Origin of the sequence: Amycolatopsis sp. WAC 04169 (genome assembly GCF_003947535.1) — a bacterium.
In the GTDB taxonomy this organism is placed as follows: Bacteria; Actinomycetota; Actinomycetes; order Mycobacteriales; family Pseudonocardiaceae; genus Amycolatopsis; species Amycolatopsis keratiniphila.
Window position 1 is genome coordinate 1 of record NZ_QHJI01000019.1, and the last position, 18,420, is coordinate 18,420.

Consider the following 18,420-nt stretch of genomic DNA (forward strand, 5'->3'; position numbering starts at 1 on the left):
TTGCCCACGTGTTACTCACCCGTTCGCCACTAATCCCCGGCCGAAACCGGATCATCGTTCGACTTGCATGTGTTAAGCACGCCGCCAGCGTTCGTCCTGAGCCAGGATCAAACTCTCCAACAATGTCTTCGAATTCAATCGAGGCAATTTAATGCTCTCAAAGGAACCTCTTACGAGGTTTCAATACATAAGCTCTACTGGCTTAGTTCACTAGCACACTGTTGAGTTCTCAAGCAACACGCTTTGCTTCAAGCGATATTCACAAGCTTTTGGTCGAGCATGCCGAATCCTACGGTCTTAGTCGTAGGGGGTCGGCGGCCGCTCGTGGGCCGACGCTGAACGTTACCTGGTCCGGTTCGCGGTGTCAACCCGCTCGGCCCTGGTTCCTGACCTCGGGGCTTTCGGCCCCGGCGGCCCGGTGTTCCTGGCGACGAAGAGAAGATTACATGCCCCGGAACCCCCCGAAAACAGGGGGGTCACTTAACGACATCGCCGCAGGTCAGCCGGTACAAACCCCCGTCATCCGACGGTCTTCAGGTAGCGAGGCGGTTCGCGGGCGGGGACGACGCGTTCGAAGTCGGCCGCGTAGGCGAGCACTCGGGCGTCCGCCCACTGCCCCGCCATGAACGAAACCCCGACCGGGAGCTCGCCGACGAAACCGGCCGGCACGGTCACAGCGGGGTAGCCCGAGACCGCGGCCGGCGTCGACGACGGGATCACGTCGTTGTCGCCGGTCTTGCAATCGGTCTTCCAAGCGGGCGGGTTAGTGGGCGCGGCGATGGCGTCGAGGCGGTACTTCGCGAGGGTCTCGTCGATCGAGCGTTTCGCCAGATCGGTGAGCTCGCGGCGGTTGGCCTGATAGGTGGGATCGGACGGACTGGGCGCGACGAGTGCCTGTTCGAAGAGTTCCTGTCCGGCGAAGCAGGTCTGCTCCAGCGGGTCGGACCGGTTGTAGGCGATCAGCGCGGCGAGGTCGCGCGGGCCTTCGGGGCGCGTGGCCAGGTAGCGATCGATGTCGCGGTGGAACTCGGTGAGCAGGGCCGGGAACTCCAGTTCGCCGAGCCTCGCCTGGTACGGCGGCGTCACCTCGACGACTTCAGCCCCCGCCTTGGCCAGCGAGTTCTTGGTCTTCGTCATCACGGCTTCGACGTCCGGCCCGAGGACCGGCAGACGCCAGAGCCCGATCCGGGAGCCCTTCAGCACGCCGGGTCGGAGGTGCGCGGCGTAGTCGGTCGGCTGGTTCGGCGGGTACGTGCCGGTGACGGGGTCGCTCGGGTCGCGGCCCTGGAGCGCGGACAGCGTCAGCGCGACGTCGACGACGTGCCTGGCCATCGGGCCGGCGGTGTCCTGCTCGGCCGAGATCGGCACCACGCCGGTGCGGCTGACCAGGCCGAGGCTCGGTTTGTGCCCCACTGTCGCGGTCATCCCCGCCGGGCAGACGATCGAGCCGTCGGTCTCACTGCCGATCGCCACCTGGGCGAGTGAAGCGGCGACACCCGCGGCGGATCCGGCGGACGACCCACACGGGTTGCGGTCGAGCACGTACGGGTTGTTCGTCTGCCCACCTACGCCCGACCACCCGGAAGTGGGTTTGGCGGCGCGGAAGTTCGCCCACTCCGACAGGTTCGCCTTGCCGAGGACGACCGCGCCCGCGTCGCGCAGACGGCGGATCAGGGTCGCGTCCTTCGCGGGCTTGCTGCGCAGTGCGCGCGACCCCGCCGTCGTCTGCTGGGAGCGGGTGTCGACGTTGTCCTTCACGAGGACCGGGATGCCGTCCAGCGGTCCTCGGGTCTTGCCGGCACGGCGCCTGACGTCGCTCTCCGCGGCCTGCGCGATCGCGGCCGGGTTGACCGCGATGACCGCGTTCACCTTCCGGTCGACCTTGTGGATGCGGTCGAGATAAGCCGAGGTCAGGCCGACGGCGGTCAGCCGTCCGGAGGACATCCGGGCCTGGAGCGCGGGGATGTCGGCGGCGTCGAGATCGAGTGGTTTTCCGGCGGCCGACGCCGCTGGTGCGGCGCTTGCCACGAGGGTCGCGGCGACCAGCGCCGTCAGAACTCCGAACACCGGCCGCCGCACCATCAGGTCTCCTTCGTCTAGAGAACCGGAAGTAGGGTCCGCAGCTCGTACGGGGTCACCGCGCTGCGGTAGTTATCCCATTCAACACGTTTGTTGCGCAGGAAGAAGTCGTAAACGTGCTCTCCGAGCGCTTCGGGCAGAAGTTCCGATTTTTCCATCTCCGCCAGCGCCTCCCCGAGGTTCTGCGGGAGCTGGGCGTATCCGGCCGCGCGGCGCTCGGCGTCCGACAACTGCCAGATGTTGTCCTCGGCGGGCGGCGGGAGCTCGTAGCCCTTCTCGATGCCCTTGAGACCGGCGGCCAGGATGACCGAGTACGCCAGATAGGGGTTGCACGCGGAGTCAAGCGTGCGGATCTCTACGCGGCGTGACGACGCCTTGCCCGGCGAGTACATCGGCACCCTGACCAGCGCGGAGCGGTTGGCGCGGCCCCACGAAACAGTCGTCGGGGCCTCGCTGCCGCTGATCAGCCGCTTGTAGGAGTTCACCCACTGGTTGGTGACGGCCGAGATCTCCTTCGCGTGGTGCAGCAGCCCCGCAACGAAGGCCTTGCCCGTCGCGGACAACTCGTACGGGTCTTCCGCGTCGTAGAAGGCGTTGCGATCGCCCTCGAACAGGCTCACGTGCGTGTGCATGCCGGAACCCGGCTGGTCGGTGAAGGGTTTCGGCATGAAGGTCGCGCGGACCCCCTGGGTGAGGGCGACCTCCTTGACCACGTAACGGAAGGTCATCACGTTGTCGGCCATGGTCAGCGCGTCGGCGTACCGGAGGTCGATCTCCTGCTGGCCGGGCGCGCCCTCATGGTGGCTGAACTCGACCGAGATCCCCATCGCCTCGAGCGTCTCGATGGCGTGGCGGCGGAAGTGCGTCGCGGTCGCGTGGCTGGCCTGGTCGAAGTAGCCGCCGTTGTCCGCGGGCTCGGGCTCGCTGCCGTCGTCGGGCAGGTTGGAGAGCAGGAAGAACTCGATTTCGGGGTGGACATAACAGGTGAAGCCCGCTTCGCCCGCCTTCGAGAGCTGCCTGCGAAGGACGTGCCGGGGATCCGCCCAGGACGGGGAGCCGTCCGGCATCGCGATGTCGCAGAACATGCGCGCCGAGTACGGGCCGCCGTCAGGCGTCTCCCACGGCAGGACCTGGAACGTGGCCGGATCGGGCTTCGCGACCATGTCGGACTCGTAGACGCGTGCGAATCCTTCGATGGCCGATCCGTCGAAGCCGATGCCCTCGCTGAAGGCGCCCTCGAGTTCGGCGGGCGCCACCGCGACGGACTTGAGAAACCCCAGCACATCCGTGAACCAGAGCCTGACGAAACGGATGTCGCGCTCTTCCAAGGTACGGAGCACGAACTCCTGCTGGCGATCCATGGCCGCACCCTAACGAGAACGTGTTAACGACATGTTTCGCGACGCGCCGATCGACCGGAAGTGGTGGTTCACCCCACGAGGACCGGCTCGGGCTTGGCCGCCTTGGTGATCGACAGCGAGGCGACCGAAGCGATCACAGCGAGGCTCGCGGCGATGTACCAAGCGAGCGCGTAGCTGCCCGAGGAATCGCGGATCGCGCCCGCACCGAAGGCCGCGAGACCGGCGCCGAGCTGGTGGCTGGCGAAGACCCAGCCGAAGACGATCGGCCCGGCGGCGCCGTATTGCCGGACACAGAGCGCGACGGTGGGCGGAACCGTCGCCACCCAGTCGAGGCCGTAGAAGATGATGAACGCCCACATGCTCGGTTCCACCGTTCCGCTCAGCAGCTGTGGGAGCAGGGCGAGCGAAACGCCGCGAAGAGCGTAGTAGACGCCGAGCAGGATCCGGGGATCGACGCGGTCGGTGAGCCAGCCCGAGGCGATCGTGCCGACGACGTCGAAGATGCCGACGAGGGCGAGCAGGCCGGCGGCGGTCGTCTGCGGCATGCCGTGGTCGTGCGCCGCAGGCACGAAGTGCGTGCTGACCAGGCCGTTCGTCGTGGCGCCACAGATCGCGAAGCCGACGGCGAGCAGCCAGAACGTCCTCGTGCGGGCTGCCGAGCCCAAGACCGAAAGCGCGCGCCGGACGGAACCACCCGTGCGAGTGGCAGGGGCGACTTCGCCGGGCTCCGCGCCGTAAGCGGTCATTCCGATATCGGACGGGTGATCGCGGACCACCAGGAGGACGACGGGGACGACGGCCAGCTCGGCGATGGCGATGACGAGCGATGCCGTCCGCCAGCCCTCGTCGACGGCGAGGTTCGCCACGATCGGCAGGAAGATCAGCTGGCCGGTGGCGCCCGCCGCGGTGAGGACGCCGGTGACGACGCCGCGGCTGCGGACGAACCAGCGTGCGGCGACGGTGGCGGCGAAACTCATCGCCATCGAGCCGGTGCCGACGCCGACCAGGACTCCCCAGCAGAGGATAAGCTGCCAGCTCGCGTTCATGAACACCGTGCCGCCCGCGCCGATCGCGACGACGAACAACGCCGTCGAAGCGACGCGTCGCATGCCGAAGCGCTCCATGAGAGCCGCTGCGAAGGGCGAGAAGAGTCCGTAGAGGACGAGGTTCACGGAGACGGCCGAAGCGATCGTCGCGCGCGACCAGCCGAACTCGTTGTGAAGCGGGTCGATGAGCACGCCCGGGGCCGCGCGGAAACCGGCGGCGGCGAGCAGGGCGATGAACGCGGCGGCGGCGACGAACCACGCGCGGTGGAGACGGGTCTCGGTTTGCACGGGTACAGCGTCATCGGCGGCGGCGTCCGGCGAAAGCGGCCGGAAGGACACTATGCGCAAGATTCGGGCCATGGCCATAGGCTCTGCCCATGCGCTGCCGTCACCTCGTGCCGGCGCTGCTGCTCACGCTCGGGCTCATCGGCGGTTGCGCGGGGTCTCCCCCGCTGCCGCCTGCCCAGGACTACGTGAGCGCGGCGGCCGACTCCCTCGTCTCGTTGCGCAGCGTGCGGTTCACGCTCGGGGTGAACGGGGTCGTCACCGGGTTGCCGGTGCGCGCGCTCGATGGCGAGATCAGCCTCGACGGTGGCGCGGTCGGCAAGGCCGATCTGCAGGACGACTTCGAACGGGTGAAGGTCGACTACCGGCTGTCCGGCTCGGAGATCACGCTCCGTGGGCCTGGTGGGGAACGGGTGATTCCGGCTTCGGCGGCGTACACGCCTGAAGCGATGCTCGGACCTGAAGGCGGGCTTCGGCGGCTGCTGACCGGGGCGACCGAGTTGCGGGGCGAGCGGTGGGAGCGGGTGCAGGACACCGAGTCGTTCCGGATCGCCGCGAAGGTGCCAGCCGCGGTGATCGGCGGGATCGTGCCGGAGATCAAGTCGGACGTGTTCGTGAAGCTGTGGATTTCGAGGGACGAGCCGCGGCGGCTGGTGCGGGTGTGGTTGCAGGTGCCGCCGACGAAGCCGGAGGAGTTCGCGGTGATGTTGGAGCTGGCGTTGACCAGGCATAACGCGGTGGTCGTGGGGGCCGGGCGGTAGCAAAGGTCCCTTGCTCCCCCGCTAGGAGCAGCGGGTGTCGGGCGCGGGCAGGTCGCCCTCGATCAAGTAGGCGCGGCCGGCGCTGTCGACGCACTCGTTGCCGTCGAGGAAGACGGTGTGCTGCGCGCCCTCGAACGTGAGCAAAGCTCCCTTGAGGTCCCGCGCCAGGTTCACACCGGACGCGTACGGGGTCGCCGGATCGTCGGTGGTTGAGATGACCAGGGGCCGCGGCAGGCCGTCGACGTCCGGTTTGTGCACCTCCGACGTTGCGGGCACCGGCCACACCGAACAGATGTCCAGTTCGCTCATGTCCGGGGTGCCGCCGGTCAGGAACGGCGCGCCCTGCAGCATCCGCTGGTGAGCGTCGTCGATGACGCGTCTGTCGGCGATCCGCGTGCTGTCGACACAACGGACGGCGAAGTACACGTCGAGGATGCCGGTGTACCGGCCGTCCGACTCGCGGCCGTAGTAGTTGTCGGCCAGCGCGACCAGCGTCTTGCCACTTCCCCGCTTGAGCTCCGTGAACCCGTCGTTGAGGAATTTCCACGCGTCCTGCGAGTACAGCGCGGCGCTGGTGCCGGTGATGGCGTCCTCGAACGAGAGCTTGCGGGTCCCCGCGGGTACCGAGGCGGTGATCCTCGGCTGGACCAGGTCCTGGAACGCCTTCGTCATCGCACCCGCGTCACGGCCGAGCGCGCAGTCCGCGCGAGCGGCACACCACTTGCCGAATTCGGTGAACGTGTTCTGGAAGCCCGCCATCTGCGTGACCAGCGATTCGGCGGTGTCGAGTTCGGGATCGACCGCGCCGTCGAGGAGCAGCGCCCGCACCTTGTCCGGGTAGGCCTCGGCGTAGGCAGTCCCGATCTGCGTGCCGTACGAAAACCCCAGGTAGGTGAGCTTCTCGTCGCCCAAGGCCGAGCGGAGGACGTCGAGATCGCGGACGACGTCCCTGGTCCCGATGTTGGCGAGCAGGTCTTTGCCGTGCTTTGTGCGCTCGGCACACTTCGCGGCGTACGTCCTGGCGTCGGCGAGTTGCTTCGCGACCCCGGCGGGTGTCGAGTCGCTTTCCGAATCTTCCGCGCGATCCGCGTCGCGTTCGGCATCGGTGAGGCAGACGAGCTTCGGCTCGCTGGTCCCGACCCCACGCGGATCGAATCCGACGATGTCGAAGCGCTCGGCCAGCGCGGCCGCGGGCCGGGACTTCGCGATCCGCGCCGCGGCCGAGACGCCCGAGCCGCCGGGGCCACCCGGATTGAGCACGAGGGAGCCGATCCGTTTGCCGGCATTCTTCGTCTTGTGCCGGAGGACTCCGAGGGAGATCGTCTCGCCGTCCGGCTTCAGGTAGTTGAGCGGCACGGTGAGCTTCGCGCAGTCGAACGCCTTGTCCTCGAAGCACGCGCCCCACGCCAGCTTCTGCTCGGCGAACTTCTCGAGCGCCTTCGGGTCCGGAGCAGGCGACGCCGTGCTGGTCGGCGACACCGTCGGCGCGGGCTGTGGCTGCTGCGTCGTGCAGGAGGCGACCAGCACGGCGACGACGAGCACGGCCGGGACGCGGCGAAGGCTCATCTCGCGATCTTCGCAGCGTCCCGGCCGTTCATGGCCCTTCACGCCGAACTCGTTACTTGGCGGCGCAGCGCGTGCCCTCGTCCGGCAGGGCGCCGTTCACCAGGTAATCGATGCCGATCTGGTCGACACACGAGACGCCCTGGAGGAACACCGTGTGCTGATTGCCCTCGAATGTGAGCAAAGCTCCCTTGATCGCTTTCGCGAGGTTGACGCCCGCCTGATACGGGGTCGCCGGGTCATTCGTCGTCGAGATGACCAGCGTCTTCGGCAGGCCCTCGACGTTCGGCTGATGCGGCTCCGAGGTGTTCGGCACCGGCCAGAAGGCGCAGGAGTCGCGCGCGGCTCCGTCCGGCTTGCCGTCGTCGAGGAACGGCGCCGCCTGCGCGTACCGCTTCTGCGCGTCGAGGATCTTCGCCGGATCGGTGACCCGGGGGTCGTCGACGCAGCGGATCGCGACGAAGGCGTCCTGCGTCGTCCCGTAGCGGCCGTCGGCGCCGCGCTCGTTGTAGAGGTCGGCCAGTTTTTCCAGGCCGCCGCCGCGCTGGCGCTTCAGGTCGTTGAGCGCGGTGTTCAGCGGTTCCCAGAGATCTTCCTGGTAGAGGGCCTGTATCACGCCCGTCGTCGCGTCCTCGTACGACAGTTTCCGGCCGTCGCCGACCGGCACCGGGAAGTCGATCAGGGGCCGCACCAGGTCCTGGAACGCCTTCGTCGCGCCGGCGGCGTCGCGCCCCAGCGCGCAGTCCTCACGCGCGGCGCACCAGTTCGAGAACTCCCCGAACGCCTTGCCGAAGCCCTGCCCCTGCGCGACCAGCGACTCCACCGCGTCCTGCTCCGGGTCGACGGCCCCGTCGAGCACCAGCGCGCGGACGTTCGCCGGGAAGGCCTCGGCGTAGGCGGACCCGATCCGCGTCCCGTAGGAGTAGCCGAGGTAGCTCAGCTTCGGCTCGCCGAGGACCGAACGCAGGATGTCCATGTCCTTGACGACGTCACGCGTACCCAGGTTGGCGAGCATCGCGGCGCCGTGTTCGGTCCGTTCGGCACACTTCGCCGCGAAGTCCTGGGACTCGGTCTCCTGCTTTTTCACTCCCTCGGGTGACCCATCGGTCTCGCTGTCGTCCGCGCGGTCCGCGTCGCGTTCGGCGTCGGTCAGGCAACGGACCTGCGGCTGGCTCGCGCCGATGCCGCGCGGGTCGAAACCGACCATGTCGAAGCGTTTGCCCAGCTCGTTCGTCGCCGTCCGGGAGGCGAGACCGGCCGCGGCCTGCATGCCGGAGGCGCCGGGGCCACCGGGGTTGACCACGAGCGCCCCAATCCTTTCGTCGGTATCCAGCGCCTTCCGGCGCAGCAGGCCGAGCGTGATCGAGTCGCCTTCGGGCTTCGCGTAGTCGAGCGGGACGGTGAGCCGGGCGCACTGTGCGTCCTTCACCCGAAACGCCGCTTTCGCGTCATCGGATGTCGCGTAGGGTGCACAGTCGGCCCAGGTCAGGCTCTGTCCGTAGAACTTTTCGAGTCCGGCGGGCACCGGTCCGGTCGGAGCGTGCGACTCGGTGGCCGGAGGCGGCGGCTGGGTTCTACCCTCTCCCGACGAGCACGCGGCGACGGTGACCGCGAGCAGGCCGGACAGCGTGATCGCGGCGAATCGACGGGCACGGGACCTGGCGCTGACATGAGTGGACACGGTTGGATCGTGCCATCGGCCATGGAACTCGGCCGCACCACCACTGCGTTGGTGATACGGGTGCGGACGGCAGAAGAACAGACGGGAGCACAGGGGTGGCAGCACTGATCAGCCGGGTGAGCAAGAAGCTGCGCCGGATCATCCAGCGGCCGGGCAGCGTCGAACTGACCCGCTACGAGGCGCTGCTGCCGGCCATCGAGAAGCTCGAGCCCGAGTTGGAGAAGCTTTCCGACGAGGAGCTGACAGAGCGGGCCGGCAAGCTTCGGGACGCCGCTTCCTTCGGCAACGACCAGCTGATCGAGGTCTGCGCGCTCGGTCGCGAGGCCGCGCGGCGGGCGCTCGGCGAGCGTGCCTTCGACGTCCAGTTGCTGGGCACGATGGGCCTGCTCAGCGGGCATATCGTGCAGATGGAGACCGGTGAGGGCAAGACGCTGGCGGGTGCGCTGGCCGGCGCCGGGTACGCCCTGCGCGGGAAGCACGTCCACGTCGTCACGGTGAACGACTACCTCGCCCGGCGTGACGCGGAGTGGATGGGCCCGATCTACGCCCTGCTCGGTGTCTCCGTCGGCTGGGTCGAGCCCGCGCACTCCCGCGACGAGCGCCGCGAGGCGTACGCGAAGGAGGTCACGTACGGCGCCGTCAGCGAGATCGGCTTCGACGTGCTCCGCGACCGCCTGGTGACCCGCGAAGAGGACCTCGTCCAGCGCGAGCCCGAGGTGGCGATCGTCGACGAGGCGGACTCCGTGCTGGTCGACGAGGCCCGCGTGCCGCTGGTGATGGCCGGCTCGATCGACCACACCGACGCCGACGAAGAGGTCGCGAACATCGTCCGGCGGCTGCGGCTCGGGCTCCACTACGAGACCGACGCCGACGGCCGCAACGCCTGGCTGACCAAGGCCGGCGCTTCGGTGGTCGAGAAGGCCCTCGGCGACGACATCAACCTCTACGACGAGACGGGCTCGGACCGGCTGCCCGCGGTGAACGTGGCGCTGCACGCGCACGCGCTGCTCACCCGCGACGTCGACTACCTCGTGCGCGACGGCAAGGTGCAGCTGATCAACGCCGCGCGCGGCCGCGTCGCAGAACTTCAGCGCTGGCCGGACGGTCTCCAGGCCGCCGTCGAAGCGAAGGAGCAGGTCAAGGCGACCGACCGGGGCGAGATCCTCGACTCGATCACCGTGCAGGCGCTGCTCGCGCGCTACCCCGAGGTCGCGGGCATGACCGGTACCGCGGTCGCGGTCGCCGAGCAGCTGCGCGAGTTCTACAAGCTCGAGGTCGCGGTCATCCCGCCGAACACGCCGAACATCCGTGAAGACCAGGAAGACCGGATCTTCGGGTCGCCGTCGCAGAAGCTGCGCGCGATCGAGGAGGAGATCCGGCGGGTGCACGAGAGCGGGCGGCCGATCCTGGTCGGCACCCAGGACGTCGCCGAATCCGAGGAGCTGGCCGAGAAGCTGGCGAAGGTCGACCTCGAATGCGTCGTGCTCAACGCGCGCAACGACGCCGAGGAAGCCGCGATCATCGCCGACGCCGGCAAGAAGGGCGCGGTCACCGTCTCGACCCAGATGGCGGGCCGGGGTACCGACATCCGGCTGGGCGGCAAGGACGGCGACGGCCGCGACGAGGTCGTCGAGCTGGGTGGCCTGCACGTGATCGGCACCGCCCGGTACCCGTCGAGCAGGCTGGACGGCCAGCTGCGCGGCCGGTCCGGACGGCAGGGTGACCCGGGCAGCGCGGTGTTCTTCGCCAGCCTGAACGACGAGCTCGTGCTGTCGAACGCGCCGGACATCCCCGAGGGCATCAGCTCGGACGTGGGCAGCGGCGAGATCGTCGACCCGGCGGCGTTGCGGCAGATCAACCACGCGCAGCGCGTCGCCGAGGGTGTCGACCTGGAGATCCACCGGAACACCTGGCGCTACACGCGGCTGATCGAGCGGCAGCGCGGCGAGCTGCTGGAGCACCGGGACAAGGTGCTGCGGACGGCGCACGCGGCGGAGGTGCTGGAGAAGGCGCACCCGGAGAAGTTCAAGGAACTTTCGGAGAAGGTCGACGACGAGGCCCGCGTCGAGCAGCTGTGCCGCGAGGTGCTGTTGTTCCACATCGACCAGCTGTGGTCGGACCACCTGGCGTTCCTGACCGACGTGCGGGAGAGCATCCACCTGCGGGCGCTGGCGCGGGAGACGCCGATCGACGAGTTCCACCGCGCGGCGATCCCCGAGTTCCACAAGATCATCCCGGAGGCGGCCGAGCGGGCGGCGAAGACGCTCGAGGAGGCCGAGATCACCGACGACGGGATCGACCTCGGTGACGCTGGGGTGCGGCGGGCGAACACAACGTGGACCTACCTGGTGCACGACAACCCGTTCGACTCCGACTTCGAGCAGACCATCAAGAAGGTCCGGAGCATGATCAAGCGCAAGTAGCGCGCGGGGAGCGGGGGACCTTTGCTACCACTCTCTTCCGGCGAGTGGTAGCAAAGGTCCCCCGCTCTCTTTTCGCGACGGGCGCACCCGGGTGGGCGATTCGGCACATCCGGTCGTCCCCGCGGGCGCCGGTGGGTGAGAATGTCGGCATGCCGCAACTGCGCATCGCACTGGCCCAGGTCAACACCACCGTCGGCGACCTCGAAGGCAACGCCGAACTCACCGTCGAGTGGACTCGCAAGGCCGCCGAAGCAGGCGCCCACATCGTCGTCTTCCCGGAGATGTCCCTCACCGGTTACCCCGTCGAGGACCTCTCCCTCCGCCCGACCTTCGCCTCCGCCTCGAAGCAGATGGTCGAAGCCCTCGCCAAGCGGCTCGAAGACGCCGGCTGTGGCGAGGTGCTCACCTACATCGGCTACCTCGACCTGGACGAGACCGGCCCGCGCGACGCGGCCGCCGCGCTGTACCGCGGTGAAGTGGTCGCCCGCCAGTTCAAGCACCACCTGCCCAACTACGGCGTCTTCGACGAGCACCGCTGGTTCAAGCCGGGCCAGGAGCTCGAGGTCGTCCGCTTCCACGGTGTCGACGTCGGCATGGTGATCTGCGAGGACGTCTGGCAGGACGGCGGCCCGATCTCCGCGCTGGGCAAGGCCGGGGTCGACCTCGTGGTCGCGCCCAACGCTTCGCCTTACGAGCGCGCGAAGGACGACATCCGCCTGCCGCTCATCGCCCGCCGCGCGGCCGAGGCCGGGGCGCCGCTGGTGTACACGAACCAGATCGGCGGCCAGGACGACCTCGTCTTCGACGGCGACTCGATCGTGGTCGGCGCGGACGGCCGGTTGCTGGCGCGCGCGCCCCAGTTCGTCGAGCACCTGCTCGTCGTCGACACGGACCTCGTCGCCGGGGGGCACACCGCCGAGGGCGAGTTCGAAGGCCTGCGGGTCAAGCGCCGCGTGCTCAGCGAAGACACGGTCCCGGCGTACACCCCGAGCACCGAGTCCGCGATCAGCGAGCCGCTGTCGGACGAAGCCGAGGTGTGGCACGCGCTCGTCGTCGGTCTGCGCGACTACGTGCACAAGAACGGCTTCTCGTCGGTGACCTTCGGGTTCTCGGGCGGCATCGACTCGGCGGTGGTGGCGGCGCTGGCCGCCGACGCGTTGGGCGGCGACAACGTCTACGGCGTTTCGATGCCTTCGGAGTACTCCTCGGAGCACTCGAAGGGCGACGCCGAAGACCTCGCCCGCCGGATCGGCGCGCACTACCGCGTCGAACCGATCGCGGACATGGTCAAGGTCTACGTCGAGCAGCTTCAGCTGACCGGGCTCGCCGAGGAGAACATCCAAGCCCGTGTCCGCGGCATGCTGCTGATGGCGCTGTCCAACCAGGACGGTCACCTGGTGCTGGCGACCGGCAACAAGACCGAACTCGCCGTCGGCTACTCGACGATCTACGGCGACGCCGTCGGGGCCTTCGCGCCGATCAAGGACCTCTTCAAGACGCACGTCTGGCACTTGGCCAAGTGGCGCAACAAGGAAGCCGAGAAGAACGGCGAAACCCCGCCGATCCCGGAGAATTCGATCACCAAGCCGCCGTCGGCGGAGTTGCGCCCTGGCCAGCTGGACAGCGACTCGCTGCCCGACTACCTGATGCTCGACGACATCCTCGACGACTACATCGAGGGCGACCGCGGCTACGTCGACCTGGTCGACGCGGGCTTCGAGCCGGAGACCATCGACCGCGTGGTGCGGATGGTCGACAAGGCCGAATACAAGCGCCGCCAGTACCCGCCGGGCACCAAGATCACGTTCAAGGCGTTCGGGCGGGACCGGCGGCTGCCGATGACGAACGGCTGGCGGGAGGGCACCGTCGTGACCCGCTCAGCTCAGCGCGACCTGCTTCCCGGCTGAGTTCGTCAGCACGGCCACCAGGCCGGGCTTCGTGTCGCGCCGGACGAGCATGTCCATCCCGAGCGCGCGGACCGCGGCTTCGACCGCGGCCGGCTCGGGGTGGACACCGGTGACCATGAGCAGCGGGATCGACGGGAGCCCCCGCGTCGTCGGATGCGGGGTGCTCCCCCAGTCGATGAGGAAGGGCGCGAGCCCGTCGAGGCCGCCCGCACCGGTGAGGCGCCAGGCCAGCAGTTCGCCGTCGTCGGTGGTCCGTGACATCTCGGACGCTTCGCCCGGGTCGTAACCGCGTCGGCGTGCCTCCGCGATCGCCTCGTCGATGCCGTCCACACGCGCTGCCCAGGTGATCAGGGCGGGAGCGATCAGCTCGTCGATGCCGAACGGACGCGGCCCGATGTGCTCCGGCTGATCCGGGTCGGGACCGACCACCTCGAGGTAGGCACCGGCGCCCAGGTCGGCCAGGTAGTTGGCCGTACCGAAACCGACATGCCTTCCGCCGCGTACCGGCGTGACGCCGGTCAGCTCGGCGACGCGCTCGACGGCCTCTTCGAGGTCCGGCCCGGCGTAGACGAGGTGATCAAGCACGAGGTCGCTCATGTCCATACTCCTACCGCAGCGAAGGCTCCGGCGGCACCGCGGCCTGGCGATGGATCCGAAACTGTCGGACCGCTCTCGTACCCTGGGCTCATGACGGCACCGGGCTACTCCGTGTTCGGCACCGCGATCGGCGACTGCGGCATCGCGTGGAGCGAACGCGGGGTCGTCGCGGTTCAGCTCCCCGAGGGCAGTGAAGAGAAGACGAGGGCGCGACTGACCGCGCGCCTTCCCCACGCGACCGAATCCACACCGCCGGAGGAGATCCAGCGCGCGATCGACGGGATCGTCTCGTTGATGGACGGCAAGCGCACGGACCTCACCGGCGTCGAACTCGACTACGAAGGAGTACCGGACTTCCACCACCGCGTGTACGAATTCATCCGCACGATCCCCGCGGGCAAGACGCTGACCTACGGCGACATCGCGAACATCCTCGGCATGCCCGGCGGCGCGCAGGCCGTGGGGCAGGCGATGGGCCGGAACCCGGTCCCGATCATCGTGCCGTGCCATCGCGTGCTTGCTGCCGGCGGCAAGGACGGCGGCTTCTCCGCGCGCGGAGGGGTCGCCACCAAGCGCCGGATGCTGGTCATCGAAGGCGCTTTGGCGGACGAACCGACCTTGTTCTGATCGCTGTGGGCTCTAGTCGCTCTGACCCGGCGACCAGGGCTTGAGCCACGGCGTCTCCGGCCAGCCTTCCGCGGCGGCCATCAACGGGATCGCCGTCGCGCCGTCGATGTGCTCGCGGATGATGTCGGCGTGCCCGGCGTGCCGCGCGGTCTCCTCGATGAGGTGGAGCAGCACCCAGCGGACCGACCACGCGTCGACGTCCTTCGGGTACCAAGGCACGCCCTTCGGCACCGGGACCGGCTGGCCGAGGTCGGCGATGTCCGCGATGACGTCCGAGGTACGGCGGGCGACTTCGTCGTAACGCGCGAAGACGTCGTCGAGTGTCTCGCCGTCAGCCATCACGTAGCCGGCTTCGTACTCCTTCATGGCCTCGTCCATCGGCTTCGAGGGCTTCTGAAGGAGGATGTCGATCCAGCCGTCTTCGGTGAGCGCGGTGTGTTTGATCAGGCCGCCGACGCTCAGTGAGCTTCTGGTCGGGACGGCTCTGGCCTGTTCTTCGGTGAGGCCGTGCGCGGCGATGCGCAGGACGTGACGCTGCTGCTCGAGATACGCGAGGAGTCCTTCGCGCTCGTCGGCGACCGGGGGAACGTTTCCAGCCATGGTGGCTCCTTCCGTTGGAAGGGGATCATGACACCCGGCACCGGCTTCCTGGGGCGATTCGGCCAGGAAGGGAGCAAGGGACCTTTGCTACCACTTACCCCTGCGGACGCACGAACGGGAACAGCACCGTCTGCCGGATCGACGCCCCGGTCAGCATCATCAGCAGCCGGTCGACGCCGATGCCGAGCCCACCGGTCGGCGGCATGCCGTGTTCGAGCGCGAGCAGGAAGTCCTCGTCCAGCTCCATCGCCTCGACGTCGCCGCTCGCGGCGCGCAGCGACTGGGCCTCCAGCCGCCGTCGCTGCTCAAGCGGATCGGTCAGCTCGGTGTAGGCCGTGCCGACCTCGGAGCCGAACGCGATCAGGTCCCAGCGCTCGGCCAGCCGCGGGTCCACGCGATGTTGCCGGGTCAGCGGCGAAACGTCGGTCGGGTAGTCGGTGTAGAAGGTCGGCAGCACCGTCGCGCCTTCGACCAAGTGCTCGTGTGCCTTCAGCACGAGATCGCCGTGCCCGGCGTCCTCGTTCACCGGCACCCCGGCCGCGCGGCACAGCCGCTGGAGTTCGGCGACGGAGGTGCTCGCGTCGATCTTCTCCCCGAGCGCCGCCGAGACGGCTTCGTGCACCGGGATCACCGGCCAGTCACCGGAGATGTCGTACTCGACGACCTTCCCGTCCGGCCCCGGGCGGCGGACCACCTGCGCGCCGTACGCGGCCTCCGCGGCGCACTGCACGAGTTCGCGCGTCAAGGTCCGCATGGTGTTGTAGTCGGCATACGCCTGATATGCCTCCAGCATGGTGAATTCGGGGTTGTGCGTCGCGTCGACACCCTCGTTGCGGAAGTTCCGGTTCAGTTCGAAAACGCGCTCGACGCCCGCCACGCAAAGCCGCTTCAGGTAGAGCTCGGGCGCGATCCGCAGATACATCCGCATGTCGTAGGCGTTGATATGCGTGATGAACGGGCGCGCGTTGGCGCCGCCGTGCACGGTCTGCAGCATCGGCGTCTCGACTTCGAGGTAGTCGCCCTGATGCAGCCGCTCCCGCACCGCGCGCACGACGGTCGAGCGCATCCGCAGCATCGCCGTCGAGTCCGGGTTCACCGCGAGGTCCAGGTACCGCTGCCGCACCCGCGTCTCCGGGTCGGTGAGGCCTTTTCGCTTGTCCGGCAACGGATGCAGACTCTTGGCCGTCACGGTCCATTCGTCGACGAGCACGGAAAGCTCACCGCGCCGCGACGTCACGACCTGCCCGCTCACGCCGACATGGTCACCTAGGTCGATGCCTCGCCGCCAGCCGCCGAGGTCGAGAACGGAGGCGTCGAGCATCAGCTGGATCTCGCCACTGAAATCCTTGACCCGCGCGAAACAGAGCCCACCGAGGTTGCGCATCGCGAGCACCCGGCCCGCGACGCGGACCCGATGACCGGTGTGGGTATCCGGGCTCAGATCACCGAACTTCGAAACGACGTCACCGAGCAGATCCTCCCGGGCGAAACCGACCGGGTAGGGGTCGATTCCGGCTTCTCGCAAGCGGTCCAGCTTCGCCATCCGCACCCGGACCTGGTCGGGGCGTCGCACCTGTTTCGGTGCGGGAGTGGCCGCGTTCGCTTCGATGCGGTGGACTTCGGCGACGAATTCCTCGGTGACCGTCTCCAGTTTGAGCGCCCGCCCCGATCGTCCTGTCGGGACGAAACCTTCGAGCGCGCCGGCGACGATACCGACCCGCGGCAACCGCCGAGCCGAGGAATAGCACAGGAAGCGCGGCTCCCAGTCGGGCCCGTACTTGGCATTGGACCGGTAAAGCGATTCCAGCTGGAAGAACCGTGACGCCATGCTGAGCACGCCGCGCCAGGCGCGCAGCACCGGGCCCGCGCCGATCCGCTCCCCCTCGGAGAAGACCGCGCGGAACATCGCGAAGTTCAGCGAAATCCGTTGCGCGCCAAGGTGGGAACTCGCCGCGACGACCTCGGCGACCATGTACTCGTTGAGCCCGTTCTCGGCGTCGCGGTCGCGCCGCATCAGGTCGAGCGACAGGCCGCGACGGCCCCACGGCACGAACGACAGCATGCCGCGAAGCTCGCCCTTGGCGTCGTACGCCTCCACCATCACGCTGCGGCCGTCGCTCGGGTCACCGAGCCTGCCGAGCGCCATCGAGAACCCACGCTCGGTCTCCGCGCCGCGCCACTGCTGCGCGTGCAGCAACAGCCCGGCCATTTCGTCGGCCGGGATTTCGCTGTGCCGTCGGACTTTCGTGCTGTATCCGGCCCGTTCGATCCGTTTGACCGCTTGCCGGACCGAGCGACGTTCCGGCCCGGCGAGGCTGAAGTCGCGGACGTCGAGGACGGCTTCGTCGCCGATTTCCAGCGCGCGCAGACCCGCGTCGGCGTAGACCTTCGCACCGCGTTCGCTCGCGCCGAGCACGCCGGGCGTCCAGCCGTAGGTGCGTGCCTCGTTCAACCAGGCGCGGACCGCGTCGGGCCAGGAGTCGGGATCACCGATGGGATCCGCGCTGGCGACGCTGGTGCCCGCGAGCACACGGTAGGCCACGGCGGCGCGGCCGTTCGGCGAGAAGACGACGCTCTTCTCGCGCCTGGTGGCGAAATAGCCGAGAGAGTCGTCTTCGCCGTGTTCGGCCAGAAGACGGCGTACGCGCAGTTCTTCCTCGTCTGTCCTCAAGCGACGGCTGCGCACTCCGCGGAAGAGCGTGTACAACGCCGCCGTCGCGACGGCCGTCGCGCTGAGGTCGAGCACGAGGTCGAGCCACGCGGGCCCCTCGCCGATCCCGACCCGGCGCAGCTGGATGTTCTCCCCGGTCGTGTGGTTGACGACCCAGGCGAACCGCGCCCAGGTGTCGGCGAGACGGCCGGGGAAGGCTTCGCTCAAGCCCCAGCCGACGAGAATGACCGCGGCCAGGCCGCCGAAGAGCACCGTGAGACCGTCGCGCCAGGCTCCAGGCGCGAGCCGGGCGGGGAACGCGGGCCGCAGGATCCAGAGGAACGCGATCATCCCGATCGAGATCAGGTCGGCGATGGCCAGCACCCACACCTGGTGCGGAATGTGCCGGACCTGCCACGGGCCCAGTTTCAGCAATTCGGGCCACCAAAGCAGGGCTGCTTGGAAGGCCAGCGTCACCGCCAGGCCGCCGACCTGGAACAGCAGGAGCGTGTAGAGGGCCGCACGTTTGCGGCGGCGGAGCGCGGCGCCGAGGACGACGAGCAGCAGGACGATCACGAGACTCGCGTTCGTCGGGATGCTCAAGGCCGAGAAGGCGATGTCACCCGTCCTGAGCACCGGCCCCTTCACGCCGCCGGCGAGCAGGAGGATCACCGAGAACACGGCCGCGAGCTGCACGAGGGTGGCGACGATCCCGCCCGCCCTCGCCTTCCACGGCGCGACTCGGCCCACTGGGTTTGCCATTCTGGTCCTTCGCGGTACACACAGGAGATCGACAGCTGTACTTACTTGACGTCACACAACCCTGTGTGGTTGTCAACG

12 protein-coding genes and 1 rRNA gene are annotated in these 18,420 nt (G+C 68.7%); 4 read left to right on the top strand and 9 right to left on the bottom strand.

The genetic code is table 11. From position 1 onward, the window contains the following. From DMC61_RS39480 to DMC61_RS39495, 4 genes are all read right to left on the bottom strand, one after another. A 16S ribosomal RNA gene (locus DMC61_RS39480) occupies positions 1–123 on the bottom strand; the annotation flags it as partial. A gap of 396 nt (positions 124–519) precedes the next feature. Beyond that, positions 520–2,082 carry an amidase gene (locus DMC61_RS39485; protein ID WP_125695545.1) on the bottom strand — a complete coding sequence of 521 codons (1,563 nt, stop codon included), beginning with the start codon at positions 2,080–2,082 and terminating at the stop codon, positions 520–522. A 14-nt stretch (positions 2,083–2,096) separates the two neighbouring features. Beyond that, entirely contained in the window at positions 2,097–3,440 is a 1,344-nt protein-coding gene (gene glnA / locus DMC61_RS39490; RefSeq protein ID WP_016331613.1) for a type I glutamate--ammonia ligase, read from the bottom strand. Between the two features lie 68 nt (positions 3,441–3,508). Further along, positions 3,509–4,774 (bottom strand): MFS transporter, encoded by a 1,266-nt coding sequence (locus tag DMC61_RS39495; protein WP_125695599.1) that lies wholly within the window; start codon positions 4,772–4,774, stop codon positions 3,509–3,511. A gap of 89 nt (positions 4,775–4,863) precedes the next feature. Between DMC61_RS39495 and DMC61_RS39500 the strand changes: the two genes are divergently transcribed. Then, a complete protein-coding gene (locus DMC61_RS39500) occupies positions 4,864–5,532 on the top strand; it encodes an LppX_LprAFG lipoprotein (RefSeq protein ID WP_125695546.1) in 669 nt (222 codons plus the stop codon). 21 nt (positions 5,533–5,553) lie between these two features. On the opposite strand, the gene DMC61_RS39505 is transcribed toward DMC61_RS39500, so the two are convergent. Beyond that, a complete protein-coding gene (locus tag DMC61_RS39505) occupies positions 5,554–7,098 on the bottom strand; it encodes an alpha/beta hydrolase (RefSeq protein ID WP_125695547.1) in 1,545 nt (514 codons plus the stop codon). A 52-nt stretch (positions 7,099–7,150) separates the two neighbouring features. Continuing rightward, positions 7,151–8,722 (bottom strand): alpha/beta hydrolase, encoded by a 1,572-nt coding sequence (locus DMC61_RS39510; protein WP_199750220.1) that lies wholly within the window; start codon positions 8,720–8,722, stop codon positions 7,151–7,153. A gap of 149 nt (positions 8,723–8,871) precedes the next feature. Between DMC61_RS39510 and secA2 the strand changes: the two genes are divergently transcribed. Both secA2 and DMC61_RS39520 read left to right on the top strand, forming a co-directional pair. Next, positions 8,872–11,199 (top strand): accessory Sec system translocase SecA2, encoded by a 2,328-nt coding sequence (gene secA2 / locus DMC61_RS39515; RefSeq protein WP_125695548.1) that lies wholly within the window; start codon positions 8,872–8,874, stop codon positions 11,197–11,199. Between the two features lie 149 nt (positions 11,200–11,348). Next, complete coding sequence (locus tag DMC61_RS39520; RefSeq protein WP_125695549.1) at positions 11,349–13,106, top strand: NAD+ synthase; 1,758 nt, start codon at positions 11,349–11,351, stop codon at positions 13,104–13,106. On the opposite strand, the gene DMC61_RS39525 is transcribed toward DMC61_RS39520, so the two are convergent. Then, positions 13,077–13,703, bottom strand: coding sequence for a VOC family protein (locus DMC61_RS39525; RefSeq protein WP_125695550.1), 627 nt, complete (start codon positions 13,701–13,703; stop codon positions 13,077–13,079). The genes DMC61_RS39520 and DMC61_RS39525 overlap by 30 nt on opposite strands. Positions 13,704–13,793: 90 nt before the next feature. Between DMC61_RS39525 and DMC61_RS39530 the strand changes: the two genes are divergently transcribed. After that, complete coding sequence (locus tag DMC61_RS39530) at positions 13,794–14,330, top strand: methylated-DNA--[protein]-cysteine S-methyltransferase (protein ID WP_125695551.1); 537 nt, start codon at positions 13,794–13,796, stop codon at positions 14,328–14,330. Between the two features lie 12 nt (positions 14,331–14,342). Here DMC61_RS39530 and DMC61_RS39535 read toward each other — a convergent pair whose 3' ends face one another. Both DMC61_RS39535 and lysX read right to left on the bottom strand, forming a co-directional pair. Continuing rightward, positions 14,343–14,930 carry a DinB family protein gene (locus DMC61_RS39535; RefSeq protein WP_125695552.1) on the bottom strand — a complete coding sequence of 196 codons (588 nt, stop codon included), beginning with the start codon at positions 14,928–14,930 and terminating at the stop codon, positions 14,343–14,345. A gap of 94 nt (positions 14,931–15,024) precedes the next feature. Beyond that, a complete protein-coding gene (gene lysX / locus DMC61_RS39540; protein ID WP_125695553.1) occupies positions 15,025–18,342 on the bottom strand; it encodes a bifunctional lysylphosphatidylglycerol synthetase/lysine--tRNA ligase LysX in 3,318 nt (1,105 codons plus the stop codon). Between the last annotated feature and the right edge of the window lie 78 nt (positions 18,343–18,420).